Source organism: Flavobacterium tibetense (assembly GCF_003293845.1).
Lineage (GTDB): Bacteria > Bacteroidota > Bacteroidia > Flavobacteriales > Flavobacteriaceae > Flavobacterium > Flavobacterium tibetense.
Genome location: NZ_QLST01000010.1, coordinates 41,675 through 66,464 on the forward strand (window position 1 = coordinate 41,675; position 24,790 = coordinate 66,464).

Sequence of the window (24,790 nt, forward strand, 5' to 3'; positions counted from 1 at the left end):
ATATGACAATATATCATTTTATACAATATTGTTTTTTTGGCTTTGGTGTTTATAATTTAGCGTACATTGTTTTAAAAAAAAGTAAAAGATTACAAGAAAAAATTAAGTTTTCAGAAATTGATAAAGCAGCAATTACAACTGTTTTAATTTGTGGTGCTATCTATTTAATAAACTGGACATACGATTGGATCATAATACTAAATAACAGAGAATCTGAAAGTAGTATTGCCGTTTTTGAGCGTTTAAATGGTCCTTACGGTTTTTCAGTATATTTTCAACAAGTATTGTATTTTTCAGCTTGCTTCTTTTTCCTGTTAAAATTCGTTAGAAAATACCTCATACTACGTTTATTCATTGGATTTCTTTTCTTATTTAATTTGGAAAGATTTGTAATAATAATAACTTCTTTACATAGAGATTATCTTCCAAGTTCTTGGACTATGTATCAAAATGATTATAATTGGTTAATCATTGATTGGTTAGTTAAAACAGTAATTTTCATGAGTTTTACTACAATTACATATTTCATTCAAAACCATAGCAAACGTTAAAAAAAACCAAAAATCACTTTCGCTGTGTAAATACTAGAGATAATTTTTATCTTTAGCCTTTACTAAACCAAATAAACTATGAGATACTTTTCATTAGTGATGGTATTCTTTTTGTCGCTCACAACCCAAGCGCAAGAATACTTTCCAAAAAATGATGGCGTAAAGCAAAGTTTCAAAAACTTTACAGCAATTCAAAATGCTACTATTTACGTTTCGGCAACGCAGAAAATTGAAAATGCCACGTTGCTAATCAAAGAAAACAAGATTATTGATGTGGGAACATCAGTAAACATTCCAAAAGGCGCTCAAATCATTGATGCCAAAGGAAAAACTATCTATCCATCATTCGTAGAATTATACAGCGAATTTGGAATTAACAAACCCACGCCAAGACCAAGCGGCAACTTCACACCACAATACGAATCAAGTCGTGAAGGTTATTACTGGAACGACCACGTAAAACCAGAATACAACGCTTACGAAAACTTAAGCTACGATACAAAAGCAGCCGGAAGTTTAAGAGAAGCTGGTTTTGGAACCGTTTTAAGTCACCATAGTGATGGCGTAATCGCTGGAACTGGTTTACTTTGGACATTAAACGACTTCGGAAGCAATGCCGATAGAATGTTGAAAGACAAAGTTTCCCAACATTTTACTTTCAACAGAAGTAGATTTACCAAACAAACGTATCCATCTTCATTAATGGGAAGTATGGCGTTAATTCGTCAAGTGTATCACGATGCAAAATGGTATGGACAAGGTAATGCTTCAAACAAAGATTTATCATTAGAAGCTTTTAATACCAATAAAAATTTAATCCAAATTTTCAATGCTGGCGATAAATTAAATGCGTTAAGAGCTGCAAAAATTGGTAATGAATTTGGTGTGAAATACCTAATCAAAGGAAGCGGAAACGAATTTGAAAGTATCAACGAAATCAAAAAAACGGGAGCCACTTTCATTATTCCATTGAATTTTCCTGATGCTTATGATGTTTCTGATCCTTATTTGGCCCAACAAGTAAGTTTGAGCGATATGAAATTTTGGAACCAAGCACCATTTAACTTGAAAATTTTAGCGGAAAACAATGTTCCATTTGTACTTTCAACTGCTGATTTAAAAGAAACCAAATCGTTTTTATCCAATTTAAGAAAAGCAGTAACTTACGGTTTACCAAAAGACAAAGCTTTATTAGCCTTAACAGAAACTCCAGCGAAATTAGTTAACCAATTTGATAAAGTAGGTTCTATTGCCAAAGGAAAACTAGCGAATTTCATCATTGTTTCAGGCGATATTTTTGAAGACAAAAGCAATATCTTAGAAAACTGGGTGCAAGGAAACAGAAATATCATCGACAAAATCAACCCAACAGACATTAGAGGAACTTACGATTTAACATTCGACAACCATAAATTCGAATTAAAAATCGAAGGTGAAACTTCAAAATTCGAAGCAAAAGCAGTTAAAGACAGTGTTAACTTTGGAACAAAAATTCAATTCAATGATCCTTGGGTGAATTTGGTTATCAAAAATCAAGATACTACCAAAGCGAATTTCGTGCGACTTTCAGGAACTTTCGTTAAAGATATGATGCAAGGAAAAGCGGTTCTAGAAAACGGAAACGAAACCACTTGGACAGCAACTAAAAGAACAACTGAAGTTAAGGAAGATAAAAAGAAAGACGACAAAAAAGACGAACCAAAAGTACCGTCAATGTATGCGGTAACTTTCCCAAATATCTCTTTCGGAACAGCTGAAAAACCGAAACAAGAAACTATTTTAATAAAGAACACAACGGTTTGGACAGGAGAAAAAGACGGCATCTTAAAAGAAACTGATGTTTTAATCCAAAACGGAAAAATTGCAAGAATTGGTAAAAACTTACCTTCAACTGGAGCAAAAGTAGTTGACGGAACTGGCAAACACTTAACCGCCGGAATCATTGATGAACATTCACACATTGCCATTTCAAACGGTGTAAACGAAGGCGGACAAAATTCATCAGCAGAAGTTACGATTGAAGATGTTGTAAATTCTGATGATATCAACATTTACAGAAATTTAGCTGGTGGTGTAACTTCGGCTAATTTATTACATGGTTCGGCAAATCCTATTGGTGGTCGTGCGGCATTCATCAAATTAAAATGGGGTTATTCTCCAGATGAAATGTTAGTTAACGATGCACCAAAATACATCAAATTTGCATTGGGAGAAAACGTAAAACAATCGAATTGGGGCGATTTTTCTCGTAACCGTTTCCCACAATCTCGTATGGGTGTGGAACAAGTGTATGAAGACTATTTCACCAGAGCTATCGAATACAAAAACGAATGGGATGCTTACAAATCGGGCAAAGGAAAAAACAAAGTAATGCCAAGATTTGATATTGAGTTGGAAGTTATTGGTGAAATTTTGGCTAAAAAACGTTTCATCACTTGTCACTCTTATGTACAATCAGAAATCAACATGTTGATGAAATTGGCGGAACGTTATAATTTCAAAATTCAAACGTTTACACATATTTTGGAAGGATATAAATTGGCAGATAAAATGTCGGCTCATGGCGTAGCGGGTTCTACATTTGCGGATTGGTGGGCTTATAAATATGAGGTTAACGATGCGATTCCATATAATGCAGCAATCATGATGAACGAAGGCGTTCAAGTATCTATCAACTCTGATGATGCTGAAATGTCGAGACGTTTGAATCAAGAAGCTGCAAAAACAGTTAAATATGGAAACGTTACAGAAGAAGAAGCTTGGAATTTTGTAACCTTAAATCCAGCTAAAATTCTTCAAGTAGACAACAAAGTTGGAAGTATTAAAGTAGGAAAAGATGCTGATGTAGTTCTTTGGTCAGATAGCCCATTATCGATTTATACCAGAGCTGAAAAAACATTGGTAGATGGAATCATTTTCTACGATTTAGAAAAAGAAGCAGAGACTTTAGCCTTAATTCAAAAAGAACGTGCAGAGCTAATCAATTTGATGTTAGACGCTAAAAACAAAGGAATGAAAACGCAATTACCTAAGAAAAAAGAAAACGGTCACTACCACTGTGACACTTTAGGAGAATATTGCAAAGAGTCTCACTATAAATACAACTAATCATGAAAAAATATATAGTTCTTTTATTCATCTCTTTGTTTGGTTTTGCCCAACAAACTCCGGCTCCAAAACAAACAAAGAGTATATTAATCTTAGGTGCCAAAGCGCATTTAGGAAACGGAAAAGTAATTGAAAACAGTATGATTTCAATTGTTGACGGAAAAATTGCCGCTATTGGTGATGCGACAATTATGAAACCTGGAAAACACGATATCTGGATTGATGCTTCAGGAAAACACGTTTATCCGGGATTCATTGCTCCGAATTCAACTTTAGGTTTAGTAGAAATTGATGCTGTTAGAGCTTCTGATGACGAAAGTGAAATTGGTGAATTTAATCCGCATGTTAGAAGTATTATTGCTTACAATTCAGAGTCTAAATTAGTCGAAACTACGCGTCCAAATGGCGTTTTATTAGCTCAAATTACTCCTAGAGGCGGCAGAATTCCTGGAACTTCATCTATCGTTCAATTAGACGCTTGGACTTGGGAAGATGCAACTATCAAAGAGAACGATGGAATTCACTTAAACTGGCCGAGAAGTTACTCTAGAGCTGGTTGGTGGGCAGAACCAGGTGGAATTGAAATGAACAAAAATTACGATCCGCAAGTAAAAGCGATTCAAGAATATTTTGATAATGCTTTTGCTTATTTGGGAAGTAAAAACTCCAAAAAAGACATTCCTTACGAAGCGATGAAAGGTTTACAATCAGGTGAGAAAACCTTATTTATTAACGCAAATGGTGAAAAAGAAATCATCGACGCTGTTCTTTTCAAAAAGAAAAACGACATCAAAAAAATGGTTATTGTTGGCGGATTCTATGCTTTCAAAGTAGCGCCATTACTAAAAGAAAATAATGTCGCTGTTTTATTAAACCGTGTGCATAGTTTACCTTTATTGGAAGACCAAGATGTAAATTTACCCTATAAAAACGCGAAATTATTAGTTGATGCAGGTGTTTTGGTTGGTTTACAAAATGCAGGCGATATGGAACGTATGCAAACGAGAAACTTACCATTTTATGCCGGAACTTGTGCCGCTTGGGGATTAAACAAAGAACAAGCGTTACAATTAATCACTGGAAATTCAGCTAAAATTTTAGGAATTGATAATATGTACGGAACTTTAGAATCAGGAAAAAGTGCTACCTTATTTATATCTGAAGGTGATGCTTTAGATATGAAAACCAATGTAATTTCATTAGCATTTATTGATGGAAGACAAATCAGCTTAGATAGCCATCATACCGAATTGTACCAACGATACAAAGGAAAATTCGAACAACAAAAAAAATAGTTTTTGCCACAAAGACTCAAAGCCACAAAGAATTAAACAACTTTGTGGCTTTTTTTATTAGTTGATAATAACCAACAAAACAATATCTTTGCAAAAACTTTGCGTCTTAGTGGCAAGAAAAAAATAGCGCCTCCAAACATGAAACAAATAACTTCAGTTCAAAATCCGTTTATCAAATCGTTAGTTCAATTGCAGGAAAAAGCAAAAGTTCGAAAACAAACGGGCACATTTTTAATTGAAGGCCAACGCGAAATTGAATTGGCACTAAAAGGCGGTTATGAATTAGAAACCATTCTGTTTTTACCTGAAATCATTTCAGAAAAACAACTAAACGATTTAACGACTAAACAGTTAAACATAATCGAAATTTCCAAAGAAGTCTATCAAAAATTAGCGTACCGCGATACTACCGAAGGTATTTTAGCTATTGCCAAAACAAAGTCATTAGCTTTATCTGATTTAAAATTATCCAAAAATCCATTGATTTTAGTTGGTGAATCATTGGAAAAACCAGGAAATGTTGGTGCCATTTTAAGAACGGCTGATGCTGCGAATATTGACGCTGTAATAATTGCCAACCCAAAAAGCGATTTATACAATCCAAATATAGTTCGTTCTAGCGTAGGTTGTTTATTTACCCGACAAATTGCTGTTGGAACTACGGAGGAAGTTATTGCTTATTTGAAAAAGAATAACATCAATATTTATTCCGCAACTTTGCAAGATTCAGCCGAATATCATACCCAAGATTACACTACTCCAACTGCATTAGTCGTTGGAACAGAAGCCACAGGTTTATCTGAAAAATGGCGAACTGAAAGTACAAAAAACATCATAATTCCAATGCAAGGCGAAATCGATTCCATGAATGTTTCGGTTGCAGCTGCTATTCTATTGTTTGAAGCCAAAAGACAAAGACAATTTCAATAACAAGTACAATCTCAAGAATCAAATTTTTAGTCTATTTTCTATTCTCAATTTTCTATTTTCTACATTTGCACAATTGGAAAAAATACCTTACTTTTAGTTGGTTAAAGAAAATGTATGACAGAGATTGAATTAGAAGCCGAAAACAAAGCCATTGCGCAAGAATACAAAGAATTACTTCGCATAAGTTATCAAACACTAACCGAAGACGACAAAAAAATCATTCGAAAAGCGTTTGATGTGGCTGTTGATGCACATAAAGACCAAAGAAGAAAATCAGGAGAAGCTTATATTTTCCATCCCATAGCTGTGGCTAAAATTGTAGCTCGAGACATTGGTTTGGGCGCTACTTCAATTGCTGCTGCATTGATGCACGATGTAGTTGAAGATACCGATATTACAGTTCAAGATATTGAGAAAATGTTCAATCCGAAGATTGCTCAATTGGTAGAAGGTTTGACCAAAATCGCTAAAGTTAAAACCGATCAAGAAATTTCCGTTCAAGCGGAAAATTTCCGTAAAATGCTATTGACTTTAAACGATGATGTTCGGGTAATTTTGATTAAAATAGCAGATAGATTGCACAACATGCAAACTATGGGAAGCATGGTGGATTACAAACAAGCCAAAATTGCTTCCGAAACACTTTACATTTATGCGCCTCTAGCACATAGATTGGGATTATACAATATCAAAACACAATTAGAAGATTTAGGGTTAAAATACACCGAACCTGAAGTTTATAATGATATTGTTAGTAAAATAAAAGAAACCAAAGAAGAACAAGACGAATACATCAAAACCATTTCTGATGTATTGAGTAAATCAATGACTGATGAAGGCATCGAATTCACAATCAAAGGCCGTCCAAAATCGATTTATTCTATCCGTAGAAAAATGAAAGTACAAGGGGTTACTTTCGATGAAGTATACGACAAATTTGCGCTTCGAATTATCTACAAAGCGAGTCAACATGATGAAAAATTTATTGCCTGGAAAATATATTCTGTTGTAACCGATCACTATCGCCCATCACCAAGTCGCTTACGTGATTGGATTTCATCCCCAAAATCATCGGGTTATGAAGCCTTACATATTACCGTTATGGGACCAAAAGGCCGTTGGGTAGAAATTCAAGTTCGTAGTGAACGAATGGACGAAATCGCAGAAAAAGGTTACGCAGCACATTACAAATACAAAAACGGAGCAACTGAAGAACACGGTTTGGAAATTTGGTTGAACCAATTAAAAGAAGCGCTTGAAAGTTCAGCAAGCAATGCTGTAGATTTTGTAGAAGATTTTAAACTGAATTTATATTCCAAAGAAATTTATGTTTTCACTCCAAAAGGAGAAATCAAATCGCTTCCAAAAGGAGCCACTTCATTAGATTTTGCATTTAGCATTCACTCCGAAATTGGCGTAAAAACTAGAGGAACAAGAGTTAACGGAAAATTAGTCCCACTCAATCATATATTAAGCAGCGGCGATCAAGTTGAAATTATTACTTCAGCCAATCAAAAACCAACTTCCCAATGGTTGGATTATGTTACCACTTCAAGAGCAAAAAATAAAATAAAAAACGTTTTAAACGAAAATACAAAGAAAATTGCGGAAGAAGGAAAAGAAATTTTGACCCGAAAGTTGCGTCATTTAAAAGTTACGCTGAACGAAACTACAGTCAATGAATTGGTTAATTTCTTCAAATTACAAACCAGTTTAGACTTGTTCTACCGCGCTGGAATTGGAACAATTGAAAACCAACAACTAAAGGATTTTGCCGCTCAAAAGAGCAATACATTAGTTAATTTCTTTAAGAAAACAATTAAAAGAACACCAACAGCCCAACCCGAACAAATCAGTAAAAACGAAATTAGCAAAAAGTTTGACATGCTGGTTTTTGGTGCTGAACAAGACAAATTAGATTATGTACTTTCTCCTTGTTGTAATCCAATTCCAGGTGACGATGTGTTTGGCTTTATTACAATTAACGAAGGTATTAAAGTACACCGAAAAGACTGTCCAAATGCCATTAGCTTACAATCAAACTATGCGTATCGAATCATTCAGGCCAAATGGATAGATTCTTCACAAGAAGAGTTTAAAGCTATATTAAAAATAACTGGAATGGACACACTTGGTTTAACAAATGAATTAACTAAAGTTATTTCCAACCAAATGCACGTGAACATTCAAAGTATAGCATTGAGCAGTGAAGCAGGAATTTTCAACGGACAAGTAACAGTAGTGGTTCAAAACAATACGATTTTGAAAAAATTAATAGAAAACATCAAGAAAGTAGATGGAATTGATAAAGTAACAAGGGTGAATAACAATTGATTTATTGAGTTGACTCTTAATAACTCTGTTTAAAAAAAAATCGAACTTCTAACTTCCAACTTCTAACTTTCATTATCTTTGTGACTTTATTAGGAAATCCGATATGGAAAACAACAATCAAGAAGTAGTTAAAAATGTATTTACGAAGTACTTAGAAGACAAAGGACATCGTAAAACACCTGAACGCTACGCTATTCTTCAAGAAATTTACAACGCAACCGAACATTTTGATATCGAATCCTTGTACATCAAAATGAAAAACAAAAACTATCGTGTAAGTAGAGCAACGCTTTACAATACGATTGAATTGCTTTTGGAATGCGGCTTAGTGCGTCGTCACCAATTTGGACAAAATCAAGCGCACTATGAAAAATCGTATTTCGATAAACAACACGATCATATCATCTTAACCGATACGGGTGAAGTAATTGAATTTTGTGACCCAAGAATCCAACAAATCAAACAAACTATGGAAGAAATGTTTGGCGTTGATATACAAAACCATTCACTTTATTTTTACGGAACTAAAAAACAACAATAATTTACGATTCGAAAAATTGATATAATCAGTACAGACAAGTCATTGGCTTGTCTCAACAATAAACAACTAACTACAAACAATAAAAACACAATGACTGTAGATTTACTACTTGGATTACAATGGGGCGACGAAGGAAAAGGAAAAATCGTTGACGTTCTAACCTCAAAATACGACATTATTGCAAGATTTCAAGGTGGACCAAACGCTGGACATACTTTAGAATTCGACGGAATCAAACACGTTTTAAGAACCATTCCTTCTGGAATTTTCCACAAAAACGCTATCAATATTATTGGAAATGGCGTTGTAATTGACCCTGTAGTTTTCCAAAAAGAAATTGAAGGTTTAGCAAAATTCAATATGGATGTAACTGCTAAATTATTTATTTCAAGAAAAGCACATTTAATTTTACCAACACATCGTTTACTTGATGCGGCTTCTGAAGCATCAAAAGGAAAAGCAAAAATTGGTTCTACATTAAAAGGTATTGGACCAACATACATGGACAAAACAGGTAGAAATGGATTAAGAGTTGGTGATGTAGAATTAGAAGATTTCGAAGCACGTTACAGAGCTTTAGCTGACAAACATGAAGCTATGATTGCTTTCTACGATGTGGATTTACAATACAACCTAAAAGAAATGGAAGACGAGTTTTTCGCTGCCATTGAAGATTTGAAAAAACTAACTTTCATTGATAGTGAAGCGTATTTGAATAAAGCTTTAAAAGAAGGTAAATCCATCTTAGCAGAAGGCGCACAAGGTTCATTATTAGATGTTGATTTTGGAACTTATCCTTTTGTAACTTCTTCAAACACAACAGCTGCTGGAGCTTGTACTGGTTTAGGAATTGCACCAAATCGTGTAAAAGATGTTTTTGGTATTTTTAAAGCTTACACCACTCGCGTAGGAAGCGGACCATTTCCAACAGAAGATTTCAACGAAGCTGGACAAACAATGGCAAAAGTTGGTAATGAATTTGGTTCAGTTACTGGTCGCGCGCGTCGTTGTGGTTGGTTAGATTTAGTAGCATTAAAATATGCCGTTGAAGTTAATGGCGTAACTCAATTATACATGATGAAAGGCGATGTACTTTCAGGTTTTGATACGTTACAAGTTTGTACTGCTTATAAATACAAAGGAGAAACAATCAAACATTTGCCATACAACATTGAGCCAGAAAATGTAACTCCAATTTTTACAGAAATGAAAGGTTGGAAAGCCGATTTAACAGGAATGACAACATACGACCAATTACCTCAAGAATTGAAAGAATATATCGAATTCATTGAAAAAGAAGTTGAAGTGCCAATCAAAGTAATTTCTGTTGGACCTGACAGAAAACAAACGATAATGAAATAACTGATTTCAAAACTTAAAACTCGCTAATTCATACTGTTTTAGCGAGTTTTTTTAATATTAAGCTTTTCGTTTTTCATTATTACACGTTTTTGAAAAACATTAAACTGATAAAATATTCTTAATAAGCAATGGCTTTTCGAGTTTTTACTTAAATTTGGCTCAAAATAAAGTCGCGTTGAAAAATTTACACCTATATATTGCCTTTTTACTTCTTTTAGTAACCTATTCATTTGCACAAGAATCCAAGAAAATTATTATTGAAAATTCGGATTTTGTAGATATGAACCAAAACGAAATTCCTGGCGCTATTGTTTTTACAGGAAATGTTCGTGTTTTGCACAATGGAACTAAAATTAATTGCAACAAAGCGTATCATTTTACAGACGAAAATTACGTAAAAGCTTTTGGGAATGTAGTCATCAACCAAGGTGATACTATTTTTATGAATAGTCGCTACGCAGAATACAACGGCGCAACCGAATTTGCCTTTGCCACTGGCGATGTTTATTTACGTTCACCAGAATCTACACTTACAACAGATACCATTTTTTTTGATAAAAAGAATCAAATTGCTTCTTATAATAGCTACGGAACTATTGTAAACAAAGAAAACACCTTAAAAAGTAAATCCGGTCGTTATTTCATTGACCAAAAAAAATACCAATTCAAAACAGCAGTAACCGTAACTAATCCAGAAAGTGTAATCAAAACCAATCATTTGGATTTCTATGAAAATTCGGGTCATGCTTATGTCTTTGGACCATCAACTATCACCAACAAAGACAATGTTATTTACACCGAAAATGGTTTTTACGACACCAAAAATAACATTGGAAAATTAAAGAAAAACTCAAAAATCACTTACGATAATAAAATTATTGAAGGCGATGATTTATTTTATGATCAAGCCAAAAACTTCTCAAAAGCAATTAATAATGTCAAAATTACGGATACTATAAACAACATGGTTGCCAAAGGACATTATGCCGAAATGTACCGAAATACGCAAACTCGAAACGACTCTATCATTTTAACCAAAAGAGCCGTTGTAATTACCAAAGTAGAAAACGATTCTTTGTACATGCATGGAAAGAAAATTCTGGTAAATGGTCCGCCTGAAGATAGAATTGTGCGTGCGTTCAACAACGTTCGTTTTTATAAAATTGATATGAGTGGAAAATGTGATTCACTACATTCGAGTAATAAAACAGGAATCACCAAACTGATTGGAAGACCCGTAATTTGGAACAATGAAAACCAAATGACTGGCGATTTGATGCATTTAATTGGTAACAACCAAACCGAAAAATTAGATTCCCTAAAAGTATTAAACAATGCTTTTTTAATCCAAAAAGACACATTGAGTGCCAATGGTTACAACCAAATCAAAGGACAAAATCTCTTCGGAAAATTCAAAGATAACAAACTAAGTGAAGTCGATATTATCAAAAATGCAGAAGTGATTTATTACTCTTACAATGACCAAAACGAATTAATTGGTATTGATAAGAAAGTGTGTAGTAAAATTCACTTGGAAATTGAAGATAACAAAATTCAAACGATTACTTCTTTTACTAATGTTGACAGTTTCACTTATCCCGATGCTGATTTTCCTGAAAATGCTAGAAAACTGAGAGGATTCATTTGGCGTGGGGACGAACGAATAAAAACCAAAGACGATATTTTTCCAGATGAAGAAAACGAAATTCATGAGAAAATTCTAATCGAAAGCAAGAAAAAAGCGGAAGAAATTGATGTTCCAATGGAAACTTTGCCAGAAACTTTGGATTACGACAAGAATGAAGCAAAATCTAATTCAAAAACTTCGGAAAAAAAGCAAACTCAAGCTAAAAAAGAGAAAAAATAACATTGGATTGTATTTTAAACAAAAAATGTCCCAAAACATGTTAACTGATTTTTTTAAATACCAAGCGCAAACCACAGAACATCCTTTGGCAATGGAAGTTTCTCACGCTAAAGGTTCTTATATTTACGATACCAAAGGAAAAAAATATTTAGATTTCGTTGCTGGGGTTTCAGCCAATACTTTAGGTCACCAACCCAAACGCGTGAATGACGCTATTAAAAAACAATTGGATACGTATTCGCACGTGATGGTTTATGGCGAATATGCCCAACATCCAGCTACCGAATTCTGTCGTTTATTAGCCGAGCATCTTCCCTATCCACTTACCAAAACGTATTTGGTAAATTCAGGAACAGAAGCCATTGAAGGTGCTTTAAAATTAGCCCGAAGAGTTACAGGAAGAAGTCAGTTGATTTCTTGTCATAATGCATATCACGGCAATACCATGGGAAGCATGAGTGTAATGGGATTTGAAGAAAGAAAGCAAATTTTCCGTCCATTAATTCCCGATGTAGATTTTATTACGTTCAATAATGAAGCGGATTTAGAAAAAATAACTACCAAAACTGCTGGCGTTTTATTAGAAACCATTCAAGGTGGCGCTGGATTCATCCAACCTGAAAACGATTTCCTTAAAAAAGTACGCCAACGTTGTACTGATGTTGGTGCTATTATGATTTTGGACGAAATCCAACCCGGTTTTGGACGAACAGGAAAATTATTTGGTTTCCAAAATTACGATATCGTTCCTGATGTTGTGGTTATGGGAAAAGGAATGGGCGGCGGAATGCCTGTTGGTGCTTTCACAGCTTCCCCTGAAATGATGGATTTATTGAGTCACGATCCTAAATTAGGACATATAACCACTTTTGGCGGTCATCCCGTAATTGCTGCAGCTTCATTAGCGACTTTGCAAGAACTAACGGAAACTAATTTAATGCAAGAAGCTTTGGAAAAAGAACAATTGTTCCGAAGTTTATTGGTTCATCCACTAATCAAAGAAATTAGAGGCAAAGGATTAATGCTAGCCGCCATGACAGAAAGTCCGGAAATTACCAATGAAGTCATTCTCAAATGCCAAGATAAAGGTTTAATCTTATTTTGGTTACTCTTCGAAGGTTGCGCCATTCGTATCACACCGCCACTTACCCTTTCAAATGAAGAAATTAAAGAAGGTTGTGGCATTATTCTTGAAGTGATGAATGAGGTATTAGAGAATAGAGGTTAGAAGTTAGAGTTTAGATATTGGATTTTCAGTTTTTTGCCACCAAGACGCTAAGTCGCAAAAATTTCTAAAATTTATAAAATTTCTTAAATCTGTGTTCCAAAAAAGAAAATAGAGGTTAGAAGTTAGAGATTAGACTTTTGAAATTGATTTTTGAACTTGAATTTGACTTTTGAAATTGTTAATTAAATTGTTCAAAACAAATACAAGTAGAAACGAAGCGCCCCAATTAATTCCTTAATTTTATATAAGGACAAAACCATAAAAAGAAAAGCTATGAGATTGAGTCACGATGAAGAAGAAAGCAACCGTTCCTTATCTAAATTTGAGTCGATGTTGAAGACAAACAAGGTTTTCTTTTTCGATTCGGAGGAGTTTGAAGATATTATTCTTCATTACATGGATACAGGACGAATGAACCTAGCAAAGAAAGCTTTAAAATTAGGTTTGGAACAACATCCCAAATCTACAGGCTTGCAATTGGTTCAAGTAGAACTGTTGGTTTACGAAGACAAATTGGACATAGCTGAAAAAATTCTAAATGAATTATTCGCTATTGAGCCTACCAACGAAGAAATTTACATCCAAAAAGCCAATATTTTATCCAAACGCGATCAACACGAAAAAGCCGTTGAGCAACTTCAAATTGCTTTAACTTATACCGATGATTTAGCGGATGTGTATTCGATGATTGGAATGGAATATTTGTTTATGGACGATTTAGAACAAGCCAAAACCTATTTCATTAAATGTTTGGAAAGTGATACCGAAGATTATTCTGCGTTATACAATGTAGTATATTGTTTCGATTTTCTTGACCAAAATGAAGAAGCGGTAGCGTATTTAGAGCAATTTATTGATAAAAATCCGTATAGTGAAGTCGCTTGGCATCAATTAGGTCGCCAATTCTATTCGTTAAAAAACTACGAAAAAGCGGTTTGGGCTTATGATTATGCTACATTAATTGATGAGAGTTTTTTGGGTGCATATTTGGAAAAAGCAAAGTCTTTAGAAAAATTAAAAAAATACCAAGAAGCCATTGATTGCTACAAAACCACAATGGAGTTAGACGATGCTACTTCATTTGCTTTATTGCGCGTGGGAAAATGCTACGAAAAGCTTGGAAATATTGAATTAGCACTAAAATATTATCACAAAACCGTTCATGAAGACCCGTTGCTAGACAAAGCTTGGATTGCAATTACCGATTTTTATATTCGTCAAAAAAACTACCAAAAAGCCTTGTACTATGCGAACAAAGCCTTAGGGATTGATGGAGACAATAGCGAATATTGGAAACGATATGCCGTAATCAACGAAGCATTACATCATTTTGAAGAAGCAGAATTAGGCTATAAAAAATCTTTTGAGCATGGTGATATTAATTTAGATACTTTTTTATTGTGGACCAATATGCTTCAAGTAATTGGTGAAAACGAAGAAGCTATCGAGATTTTATTACAAGCTACTGAAGTTTTTCCTGACGAATATGAGATTGAATATCGTTTAGCTGGATTGTATTATTTAATGGGACAAACCAGAAAAGGAAACTTTCATTTGAATAATGGTCTGCGAATGAATTTCAAAAATCATACGCTGATTCAAGAACTTTTCCCAAGTATTTGGAATAAAAAATCAGTACAAAATATTATCAAAAAATATAGCGAATAAATTTAAAATCATAAAATCATTCCAATTGAAAACCAACCGTTTTTAGTTCGAATGATTTTTTTATTACCATGAGAAAACTTTTTCCAGATTATCTACTAATTAGCTTAAAAGGAATTGCCATGGGCGCTGCAGATGTTGTTCCTGGAGTTTCAGGAGGAACCATTGCATTTATTTCTGGAATTTACCAAGAACTAATTGATAGCATCAATAAATTTGATTTAAAAACGATTCTTTCCGTAAGAAAAAATGGAATTAAAGCTACTTGGGCAGCCTTAAATGGTAACTTTCTATTAGCATTAATTAGCGGAATTTTCATTAGTATTTTAACTTTTTCTAAAGTAATTACCTTTTTATTAGATAATCATCCTATTTTAGTTTGGTCGTTCTTTTTTGGATTGGTTTTAGCAAGTATTTTGTTGATTTGGAAGCAAATAACACATTGGAAATACTATTCACTATTCGCTTTACTTTTAGGAACTTTTGTTTCTTATTATATTACCATTGCAAAACCAGTAGCTTCTCCCGATAGTTTACCCTATTTATTTTTATCCGGATTTGTAGCCATTATAGCTATGATTTTACCTGGCGTTTCTGGCGCTTTCATCTTGCTTTTAATGGGTTCATACCAAACTGTAATTGGAACTATCAACCAATTTAGAGAAGGAATTGCATCATTTAACATGGAAATTTTAGGTCAAGCCATGATTAAATTAATGACTTTTGCAGTTGGAGCCATTTTAGGATTAAAATTATTTTCAAAAATCTTGCATTGGATGTTTGCGCATCATAAAAACACCACTTTAGCCGTGTTAATTGGATTCATGATAGGTTCTTTGAATAAAATTTGGCCTTGGAAACAAGTCTTAGAAACCCGATTGAATAGTCATGGGGAAGTGGTCCCGTTTTTAGAAAAAAGTATATTACCACAGCATTTTGAAGGAAATCCACAAATTATTGGAGCTGTTGTAATGGTATTTTTCGGATTTATTTTAATTGTTGGATTAGAAAAAATCGCAGCGAAACTAGGTAAAAACTAAGATGTCATGGCAAAGAAAAAAAAAGACAAAAAACAAGTGAAATACGGACTGATTGGTCGAAACATCAGTCATTCGTTTTCCAAAAAATATTTCACAGAGAAATTCAAATTATTGCATTTCGATAATTGTGAGTACTTGAATTTTGATATCGATTCCATAAAAAAATTTCCTGAAATCTTTGCAGAAACTAAAGGTTTACGCGGATTAAATGTTACTATTCCTTACAAAGAAGAAATCATTCCTTATTTAGACGAATTATCCAAAAACGCTGAAAAAATTGGTGCTGTAAACGCTATTTCAATTTCCAAAAGTAAAAAATTAAAAGGCTACAACACCGATCATTATGGTTTCAAAAAAGCATTGTTGCCTTTATTGGAAGAACACCATCAAAGAGCGCTAATTTTAGGAACTGGTGGCGCTAGTAAAGCCGTTGCATTTGCGTTGCGAAAATTAAAAATTGAATTCGATTTCGTTTCTAGAAACCCTAATGAATTTGAGTTGAGCTATGAAGAAATTACGCAAGAAGTTTTTGAGGATTACCAAATTATCATCAACACTACACCACTTGGAACGCATCCCAATACAGAGACTTTTCCCAATTTAGATTATAGCTTATTTACTTCCAAGCATCTTGCCTTTGATTTGGTTTACAATCCAGAAGAAACCGAATTTTTAAAACGTGCCAAAGCCAATGGCGCTTCGACCAAAAACGGTTACGAAATGCTAGTTTTTCAAGCGGAAAAAGCTTGGCGTATTTGGAATAAAAAGTAAAACTGTCTCATTATTTACTACTACAAAGTGTTTTTTTAACTCATTTCAAATAAAAAAATGCACATTTAACCGATTTTCTTTGAATTTTGGTCATGCTTTAGTATCTTCGAACGCAAATAATAGTAACCTTAAGCATTTTACACAATGTTAGAAGAAAAGCATGATAACCTGCAAGAAGCAGATGGACAAATTCAAGAGTCGGAAATGGAACAAGTTGTAGTTGAAAATCAATCGGCACAAGATGCTATTGATCATTCCAATGCAGAAGAAAGTGAAGACGACTCTGTACAAGACAAACACGAAATCCCAATGTTGGATTACGAAACGCTTTCGATGGAAGAACTAGCTGATGAATTACAAAAGTTAGTCCAACAACACAAAGTCATGGCCATTAAAGACCATGTGGAAGAAATTAAAAAAGCGTTTTTAAATCACTTTCACCACTTTATGGATGAAAAACGTGAAGAATTCAACGAAAACAATACCGATGAAAATGCGGAATTTGAATACCATTTCCCGCTAAAAAATAAATTTGATGCTATTTACGATGAATATAAAACGCAACGTAATCAGCATTACAACCAATTACAAAAAAACTTAAAAAACAATTTGACTTACCGTAGTGAGTTAATTGAAGAGTTGAAAAACCTTGTTGATGGAACAGATGAAACACTGAGCATCAACGATATGTTCAAAAAAGCAAACGACATTAGAGAACGTTGGAAAAATGCAGGTGCTATTCCACGTGATAAATACAATATTGTTTGGAACAATTACCATTTTCACATTGAGCGTTTTTACGATTTAATGCATTTGGACAAAGAAGCCCGTGATTTGGATTTAAAAAATAATTTAGACCAAAAACTAGCGATTATTGAACGTGCCAAAATTTTATTGAACGAAGAAGATGTAATGAAAGCATTCCGTGAATTGCAATTGTTACACCGCGTTTGGAAAGAAGAAATTGGTCCTGTTGATAGAGAACATCGTGAAACCATTTGGAATGAATTCAGTGAAATTACCAAGCAAATGCACGACAAACGCGAAGCCTATTTCGGACAAGCGAAAGAACGTGAAAATGAAAATTTAGCGAAGAAAAATCAAATTATTGCTCAAATTATTGCATTGGGCGAAGAAAAAATCAATTCGCATAACGGTTGGCAAGGACAAATTAAAAAAATGGAAGCTTTAAGAGACTCGTTCTTCAAAGCTGGAAAAGTGCCTTCTGAAGTAAACGAAGCTACTTGGGCTAACTTTAAAAATGCGGTGCGTTCGTTCAACAGCAATAAAAATGCGTTTTACAAAGACATCAAACACGAGCAACACGAGAATTTAACAAAGAAAATGGCGTTGGTAGAAAAAGCCAATGCATTAAAAGATAACGAAGATTTTCAAGCGACAACGCCAATCATGAAGCAAATTCAAGAAGATTGGAAGAAAATTGGTCACGTTCCAAGGAAAAATTCGGATAAGATTTGGAAAGAATTCAAAGATGCTTGCAACCACTATTTCGATAGAATGCATGCGGTTAGAAATTCGGAAAGCAATGAAGAAATTGCAGCTTTTGACAAGAAAAAAGAATTTTTAGACCAATTGAAAGACTTCACGTTATCTGGCGACCACAAAACTGATTTAGATGCTATTAAAGGTCATATTGAAGCGTGGAAAGCTATTGGAAGAGTGCCATTTAATCGTCGTCATATTGAAGGGAAATTCAACAAAATATTAGATGCATTATTTGACAAGTTGAGTTTATCTAAAAAAGACACTGAAATGATGCGTTTTAGTGCTAAAATTGACCAATGGGTTGAAAACGAAGACGGAAGATCCATTGAAAAAGAGCAATTCTTTATCAGAAAGAAAATTGACGAAGTTCAAAATGAAATTTTCCAATTAGAAAACAACATTCAGTTCATTAGCAGTAGTTCGAAAGGCGAGAATCCATTCATCAAAGAAGTTCAGAAAAACATCGAACGCCACAAAGAAGACTTGAAATTGTGGAAAGAAAAATTAAGCAAATTAAGAGAAATATAAAAATTAACCTAAATAATCCCGAGTGAAAGCTTGGGATTTAATTATTTTATGAAAAAAGCACTATCTATTTTATTTTTTGTAATTATCAATTACTCATTTGGACAAATCAATTATGAAGAATCTACATTTCAAGCAATTACATTTTGGGATTTAAAAGAAAAACAAAATTATGATATAACAATTTCTCAATATAGAATTGTAAAAAACGATTCTATCTTAAAAAATAAAATCAAATATCAGGTTGAAATTATAGTTATAGATTCAACAGCTAAAAATTATGAAATAGAGTGGCACTTTAAAAATTTCGTTACTACAAGTAATAGTAAAATAAAACAAGAAATTGATAAAATTTATGAAGGAATAAAAATTAAATACAAGACTGATGAATTAGGTGTATTTGAAAAAATAACTAATTTAGAATCCGTTAGAAAACAAATTCAAAAGAAATTGGATAACATTAAAAAAGAAAACAAATCACTTTCAGATTTAGGTTCTGATTTCACTAAGTTGGAATTTTTTCTTAAAAATAAAAATTCGTTGGAAAATTTATTTGCTAAAGATATTAACCAATTTCATTATTTTCATGGGGTTGCATTTGAATTAAATGAAAGTCAAAGTGCTAAAATGGAAGTACCAAACCTTTTGGGAGGAAAACCTTTTGATGCAGACATAACATTTGAAATGACTGATATCAATTCGGAATATGAATTTGCAGTTTTAAGAATGGAACAAGTTGTAAATAGTGTAGAATTGAAAAAATCTGTAATAGAGTTCCTTAAAAAAACTAGAGGTTATAAAGGTGACTATATATTAGAAGAATTAAAAAACGAAATACGGATGGCTACTTCTATGCACAATACAGGTTGGCCAATTTATTCCTCTCATATTGTTGATATTAATTTAGGCGACGAACAAACAGTTGAAATCAGAGAGATTGAATTAATTGTTGATGAAAACTAATTAATATGTCAACAACTCATCACATTAAAATAACAGATATAACTGAAAGTGATTTAATTACCATTATTTCAGATTTAGCAAACTTATATCAAGACTCAGGATTTACCAAAACTATCAGCATTTACCGAAAAAAAGGTAATCCAGAAATTTACTCGCTCATATTTAGTGAATCTCCTGATTTTGAAAGATTCTGTTATTTTATTAATTATTTACGCTATCCCGAATCGATAAAAGAATTGAATCCAAAAGTAAAAGGATACATTCATAAAAGTTTAATTCGTGAATCAGGTGATTTTAAAATCGGAGAATGGTTTCAAGTATTTGTTCCTGAAAATGATTCTAAATATAATGTAGTACATTTCATTAACGAACAAAATCAATTATTTGAATATGATTTTGGAGGTCAAATAAACAATTTAGGAAACGGGCTATTTAAAAAAGATGTTTTTTACATTGATGATTATCATTTCATAACAGACATCTATTCTGAAAAGTCGTTTAATGAAAATTTTCAAGAAATTAAACCTTGGTGGAAATTTTGGTAAGTAACATTTGATTTTCTACTAATCGAATCGTCAAAATAGTTTTAAGGAATTACAAACAAAAAAACGTAAAATTTTTTCTTCAAAGCTTTTATGTTTTGAAATATTTAGCAGCTTTGAATTTAATAACTTCGTTGAATCTTCGATTTCAGCATGACAAACTGAGTGGAAAAACTTTGTGTACTTAGTGCCTTCTTTGTGTTCCTTGTGGTTAAAAGAGATGCTTCCAGCATGACATACTAAACGCAAAAACTGAGACTGAGACTGAAAACTACAACTTCTTCGCTTCTTCCCAAAAAACATCCATTTCTGCCAATGTCATATGCATTAAGGGTTTGCCTAATTCGTTGGCTTTGCTTTCTAAATATTGGAAACGTTTGATAAATTTTTTATTAGTGTGTTCTAAAGCGTCTTCTGGGTTTACTTTTAAGAATCTGGCGTAATTGATCATGGAGAATAAAACATCCCCAAATTCGGCTTCTATTTTATCTTGATTACCCGATTGTACCTCAGCTTGGAGTTCGTTTAACTCTTCTTGTACTTTTTCCCAAACTTGGTGCGGTTCTTCCCAATCAAATCCAACGCCTTTAACTTTATCTTGAATGCGACTTGCTTTTACTAACGCTGGCAAACTTTTTGGGACACCTTCCAAAACCGATTTTTTGCCTTCTTTTAGTTTTAGTTTTTCCCAATTTTGCTTAACTTCTTCTTCGTCTGCCACCACCACATCACCATAAATATGCGGATGACGATCAATTAATTTATCACAAATAGAATTGGCAACATCAGCAATGTCAAAAGCATTAGTTTCGCTACCAATTTTTGCATAAAAAACAATATGCAACAATACATCGCCCAACTCTTTCTTGATTTCCTGCAAATCGTTGTCTAAAATAGCATCACCTAATTCGTAAGTTTCTTCAATCGTCAAATGACGCAGACTTTCTAGCGTTTGCTTTTTATCCCAAGGACATTTTTCGCGTAAATCGTCCATGATATCTAAAAGTCGGTTGAAAGCTTGTAGTTGCTGTTGGCGTGTGTTCATTTTCGTTTTAATTATTTGACGTATAGACAAGCCAATGGCTTGTCTATACAAAATTGATTTAATACGTAAAAATAAAAAATCCCACGTGGAAAACGCAGGATTGGTATATAAATTTCTTTTGGCTTATTCAGCCGCTGGAGTCTCTTCTTTTTCTTCTTTAGATAAAGCTTCTAATGTTACAAAACCTTTTGGTTGTAAAATATTATACCAATTCAATATTTTTTTAATATCAGAAGTGTATACTCTATCTTCATCAAACTCTGGAAGTATCTCACGGAAATAGGTTCTGATTTTCGCTTCGTCTTCTTTATGAGATAAAGCTGGACCATCATTTTCTTTGGTAGCAATAGCTTTCAAAACTTCAGATAAACGCACTTCTTCAGTGTAAGTGTACACCGCGATTTCAGATAATAAACTCACATTACTTCTTAAACCCACCGTGATTTTTTTTCCATCTAATAAAGATTCCGCTACGAAACCTGTACGTGTTTGAATTTTTAATTCATATAATCCTGGTTTGCCAGAAATGGCTAATATTTTTTGAATACTCATAACTTGTTTTTATTAAGGTTGGCAAATATATATTTTTAAATTTCAAATTTCAAATTCCAAATTCCAAAAAACTCTTAAATTTTACTTCAAGTATTGGAATTTGAAATTTTGCTATTGGAATTTCACTCTTATCTTCCTTTTTTGCTAAGAAATTTCATTCTATAATCAGGAAAAGCTTTACCTTCCATAATATTCATTAATTTTTTCCCAATTAATTTTTTCTTCAACATCGACAAATGATCGGTAAATAAAATTCCTTCGATGTGATCGTACTCGTGTTGAATTACGCGTGCAATCAAACCATTATAGACTTCTGTTTTCTTATTGAAATCTTCATCAAAATATTCAATAGTTATAGTATCATGACGAAAAACATCTTCGCGTACATCTGGAATACTCAAACAACCTTCATTGAATCCCCAAATATTACCTTCTTCTTTGATGATTTTAGCATTAATGAATGTTTTCTTGAACTCTTTCATTAAAGCAGCTTCTTCTTTGGAAACATCATCACTATCGCTAAAAGGTTCTGTATCTACAATAAACAAACGAATTGGCAACCCAACTTGCGGAGCCGCTAAACCAACGCCATGTGCATGATACATAGTTTCATACATATTAGCAATTGTTTCTTTAAGATTTGGATATTCTGGAGTGATGTCCTCTCCTACTTTGCGTAAAACGGGTTCTCCGTATCCATATATTGGTAAAATCATGATAATCGTATTAATTTTAAAAACGCAAAAATACTATTTTTTATATTGTAAATAATCTTGAAGTAGAATTGTTGCGGCAATTTCGTCAACCAAAGCTTTATTTTGACGTTGTTTCTTTTTTAATCCACTGTCAATCATGGTTTGAAATGCCATTTTGGATGTAAAACGTTCATCCACTCGTTCCACCTGCATTTCAGGAAAAGCTTCTTTAAATTTAGCTACGAAAGCATTGATGATTTCGGCACTTTGCGATGGTGTTCCGTCCATTTGTCTTGGTTCTCCAACGATGATACGCTCCACTTTTTCTTTGGAAAAATAATCTTTCAAAAAAGCAATTGCCGTTTCAGACGGAATTGTGGTTAACCCAAAAGCTATCATCTGCATTTCATCAGTAACGGCAATTCCTGTTCGTTTGATTCCGTAATCTATGGCTAAAATTCGCATTACTTAATTATTTTCAACAAATATACGGTCAATTATTTAATAATTTCAAACTCGGCAAGTGGCGCCATTCTGGCTTTGTTCAATTTTAAAGTTTTGCCATCGAAGTTGTAATTATCAACGATTTCTAAAACTTTTGCAAACTCTTGTTCCGTTAGCATATCTTCACAAGCCATCATGGTAGATGCTACTTTTGAGAATACAACTCTACTTACTTCTTCTCTCAATTCGTAACTTCCTGCCATATTATTACAGCCTGCAAAAGCGGAAAATCTTCCATCGGTATTGAACGTAATTCCATACTCTCTTTTAGCATCTTTACTTTTCTGAATTGTTTTTCCGTTTAATTTCACCAAACGCCATTTTGAATTTTTCAATTCTACTTTAGCTGCTTCTTTGGTTTTTACTTCTTCTTTAGGATTTGGAACAACTTCAGTAATTTCAATTTTTGATAATTGATAATTTGATGCCAAATCGCCTTCAGTACGTTTTCCATTAGCATCCAAATGAAACAATACATTTTCGCCCACAAAATATTGATTGGGAGCTTCCGAATTCAAAAGTGTAATAGTGTTTCCTGCTTCATTCCATGAATAGTTGCCTGTTTCTTTGAAAACTTCTTTCGATTTTCCTTTATAAACCGTCTCTTTGGTATACGAATTTTCTTTTAGTGAAATTGTAGTTTCAATCGTTTCACAATCAGCACATGGCAAATTTCCTTTGTATGTTCCTGTATAGTCTAAACTGCTTTTTGCATTATGCTCATCGATTTGAACTACTGTTGAGTCAATAGGTGTGATTTCTGTTTGTTTTTCAGTGTCATTCTTGCAAGAAGTAAAACCAAAGGCTATTATTCCTAAAATCAAAAAACTTTTTTTCATGATAATACTATTTTTTGTTATATCTATAAAATTACTGCTTTTTCTGTAATCAAAAACAATTCCAAAATTGAGAAAATGCTATCTTTGCTACACAAATTATGAAAAATATGACCAATTTACAAGCAACAATAGAACAAGCGTGGGAAAACCGTGCTTTACTTCAAGAAGATACAACACAAAAAGCCATTAGAGAAGTTATTGAATTATTAGATAGCGGAAAACTTCGTGTGGCTGAGCCAACAGCAAACGGTTGGCAAGTAAACGAATGGGTTAAAAAAGCAGTGGTAATGTACTTCCCTATTCAAAAAATGGAAACTTGGGAATCGGGTATTTTTGAATATCACGATAAAATGTTGTTGAAACGCAATTACGCTGAAAAAGGAATTCGTGTAGTTCCAAATGCTGTTGCGAGATACGGTGCTTATATTTCTTCTGGTGTAATTTTGATGCCAAGTTATGTAAACATTGGTGCTTATGTAGATGAAGGTACGATGGTGGACACTTGGGCAACCGTAGGAAGTTGTGCCCAAATTGGAAAACATGTTCACCTTTCTGGTGGTGTTGGAATTGGTGGTGTTTTAGAACCATTACAAGCCGCTCCTGTAATTATTGAAGACGGTGCTTTCATTGGTTCAAGATGTATTGTGGTGGAAGGTGTTCACGTAGGAAAAGAAGCGGTTTTAGGTGCGAATGTGTGTTTGACAGGTTCGACTAAAATTATTGATGTTACTGGTGATGAACCTGTTGAATATAAAGGAGTTGTTCCGGCTCGTTCGGTAGTAATTCCTGGAAGTTATACAAAGAAATTCCCTGCGGGTGATTATCAAGTGCCTTGTGCCATTATCATTGGGCAAAGAAAACCTTCAACAGATTTGAAGACTTCTTTAAATGATGCATTGAGAGAATACAACGTAGCGGTATAAATAA

Annotated in this window: 21 protein-coding genes; 16 read left to right on the forward strand and 5 right to left on the reverse strand. The window is 33.5% G+C overall.

Annotated features, from left to right (window positions below; genetic code table 11):
- The first annotated feature begins 2 nt into the window (after window positions 1–2).
- The 15 genes from DPN68_RS08895 (at window position 3) to DPN68_RS08965 (ending at window position 20,231) form a co-directional block, all read left to right on the forward strand.
- Window positions 3–551, forward strand: coding sequence for a hypothetical protein (locus DPN68_RS08895; RefSeq protein ID WP_113989306.1), 549 nt, complete (start codon window positions 3–5; stop codon window positions 549–551).
- A gap of 78 nt (window positions 552–629) precedes the next feature.
- Window positions 630–3,659 (forward strand): amidohydrolase family protein, encoded by a 3,030-nt coding sequence (locus DPN68_RS08900; RefSeq protein ID WP_113989307.1) that lies wholly within the window; start codon window positions 630–632, stop codon window positions 3,657–3,659.
- Between the two features lie 2 nt (window positions 3,660–3,661).
- Window positions 3,662–4,954: an amidohydrolase family protein gene (locus tag DPN68_RS08905; RefSeq protein WP_113989308.1), complete on the forward strand. Its 1,293-nt coding sequence runs from the start codon at window positions 3,662–3,664 to the stop codon at window positions 4,952–4,954.
- Between the two features lie 138 nt (window positions 4,955–5,092).
- On the forward strand, window positions 5,093–5,884 hold the full coding sequence (locus DPN68_RS08910; protein ID WP_113989375.1) for a TrmH family RNA methyltransferase: 792 nt from the start codon (window positions 5,093–5,095) through the stop codon (window positions 5,882–5,884).
- Window positions 5,885–5,998: 114 nt separating this feature from the next.
- Entirely contained in the window at window positions 5,999–8,218 is a 2,220-nt protein-coding gene (locus tag DPN68_RS08915) for a RelA/SpoT family protein (protein WP_113989309.1), read from the forward strand.
- Window positions 8,219–8,321: 103 nt separating this feature from the next.
- Complete coding sequence (locus tag DPN68_RS08920) at window positions 8,322–8,759, forward strand: Fur family transcriptional regulator (protein WP_113989310.1); 438 nt, start codon at window positions 8,322–8,324, stop codon at window positions 8,757–8,759.
- Between the two features lie 90 nt (window positions 8,760–8,849).
- A complete protein-coding gene (locus DPN68_RS08925) occupies window positions 8,850–10,121 on the forward strand; it encodes an adenylosuccinate synthase (protein ID WP_113989376.1) in 1,272 nt (423 codons plus the stop codon).
- 175 nt (window positions 10,122–10,296) lie between these two features.
- On the forward strand, window positions 10,297–11,988 hold the full coding sequence (locus DPN68_RS08930; protein ID WP_113989377.1) for an OstA-like protein: 1,692 nt from the start codon (window positions 10,297–10,299) through the stop codon (window positions 11,986–11,988).
- 37 nt (window positions 11,989–12,025) lie between these two features.
- On the forward strand, window positions 12,026–13,216 hold the full coding sequence (locus DPN68_RS08935; RefSeq protein ID WP_113989378.1) for an aspartate aminotransferase family protein: 1,191 nt from the start codon (window positions 12,026–12,028) through the stop codon (window positions 13,214–13,216).
- Window positions 13,217–13,489: 273 nt separating this feature from the next.
- Window positions 13,490–14,884, forward strand: coding sequence for a tetratricopeptide repeat protein (locus DPN68_RS08940; protein ID WP_113989311.1), 1,395 nt, complete (start codon window positions 13,490–13,492; stop codon window positions 14,882–14,884).
- 68 nt (window positions 14,885–14,952) lie between these two features.
- Window positions 14,953–15,921: a DUF368 domain-containing protein gene (locus tag DPN68_RS08945; RefSeq protein ID WP_113989312.1), complete on the forward strand. Its 969-nt coding sequence runs from the start codon at window positions 14,953–14,955 to the stop codon at window positions 15,919–15,921.
- Between the two features lie 6 nt (window positions 15,922–15,927).
- Window positions 15,928–16,692 carry a shikimate dehydrogenase family protein gene (locus DPN68_RS08950; RefSeq protein ID WP_113989313.1) on the forward strand — a complete coding sequence of 255 codons (765 nt, stop codon included), beginning with the start codon at window positions 15,928–15,930 and terminating at the stop codon, window positions 16,690–16,692.
- Window positions 16,693–16,836: 144 nt separating this feature from the next.
- Window positions 16,837–18,726, forward strand: a complete 1,890-nt coding sequence (locus DPN68_RS08955) for a DUF349 domain-containing protein (RefSeq protein WP_113989314.1) — start codon at window positions 16,837–16,839, stop codon at window positions 18,724–18,726.
- A 48-nt stretch (window positions 18,727–18,774) separates the two neighbouring features.
- On the forward strand, window positions 18,775–19,686 hold the full coding sequence (locus tag DPN68_RS08960) for a hypothetical protein (protein WP_113989315.1): 912 nt from the start codon (window positions 18,775–18,777) through the stop codon (window positions 19,684–19,686).
- Window positions 19,687–19,691: 5 nt separating this feature from the next.
- The gene (locus DPN68_RS08965; RefSeq protein ID WP_113989316.1) at window positions 19,692–20,231 is read left to right on the forward strand and encodes a hypothetical protein; all 540 of its coding nucleotides are present in this window, start codon (window positions 19,692–19,694) and stop codon (window positions 20,229–20,231) included.
- A gap of 268 nt (window positions 20,232–20,499) precedes the next feature.
- On the opposite strand, the gene mazG is transcribed toward DPN68_RS08965, so the two are convergent.
- The 5 genes from mazG to DPN68_RS08990 form a co-directional block, all read right to left on the reverse strand.
- Window positions 20,500–21,273: a nucleoside triphosphate pyrophosphohydrolase gene (gene mazG, locus DPN68_RS08970; RefSeq protein ID WP_113989379.1), complete on the reverse strand. Its 774-nt coding sequence runs from the start codon at window positions 21,271–21,273 to the stop codon at window positions 20,500–20,502.
- 123 nt (window positions 21,274–21,396) lie between these two features.
- Window positions 21,397–21,825: a DUF5606 family protein gene (locus DPN68_RS08975; protein ID WP_113989317.1), complete on the reverse strand. Its 429-nt coding sequence runs from the start codon at window positions 21,823–21,825 to the stop codon at window positions 21,397–21,399.
- A gap of 128 nt (window positions 21,826–21,953) precedes the next feature.
- Window positions 21,954–22,541: a peptide deformylase gene (gene def, locus DPN68_RS08980; RefSeq protein ID WP_113989318.1), complete on the reverse strand. Its 588-nt coding sequence runs from the start codon at window positions 22,539–22,541 to the stop codon at window positions 21,954–21,956.
- Between the two features lie 33 nt (window positions 22,542–22,574).
- Entirely contained in the window at window positions 22,575–22,985 is a 411-nt protein-coding gene (ruvX, locus tag DPN68_RS08985) for a Holliday junction resolvase RuvX (protein WP_113989319.1), read from the reverse strand.
- A gap of 32 nt (window positions 22,986–23,017) precedes the next feature.
- Window positions 23,018–23,863 (reverse strand): META domain-containing protein, encoded by an 846-nt coding sequence (locus DPN68_RS08990; RefSeq protein ID WP_113989320.1) that lies wholly within the window; start codon window positions 23,861–23,863, stop codon window positions 23,018–23,020.
- Window positions 23,864–23,970: 107 nt separating this feature from the next.
- Between DPN68_RS08990 and DPN68_RS08995 the strand changes: the two genes are divergently transcribed.
- Complete coding sequence (locus DPN68_RS08995) at window positions 23,971–24,786, forward strand: 2,3,4,5-tetrahydropyridine-2,6-dicarboxylate N-succinyltransferase (protein WP_113989321.1); 816 nt, start codon at window positions 23,971–23,973, stop codon at window positions 24,784–24,786.
- The last annotated feature ends 4 nt before the right edge of the window (window positions 24,787–24,790 follow it).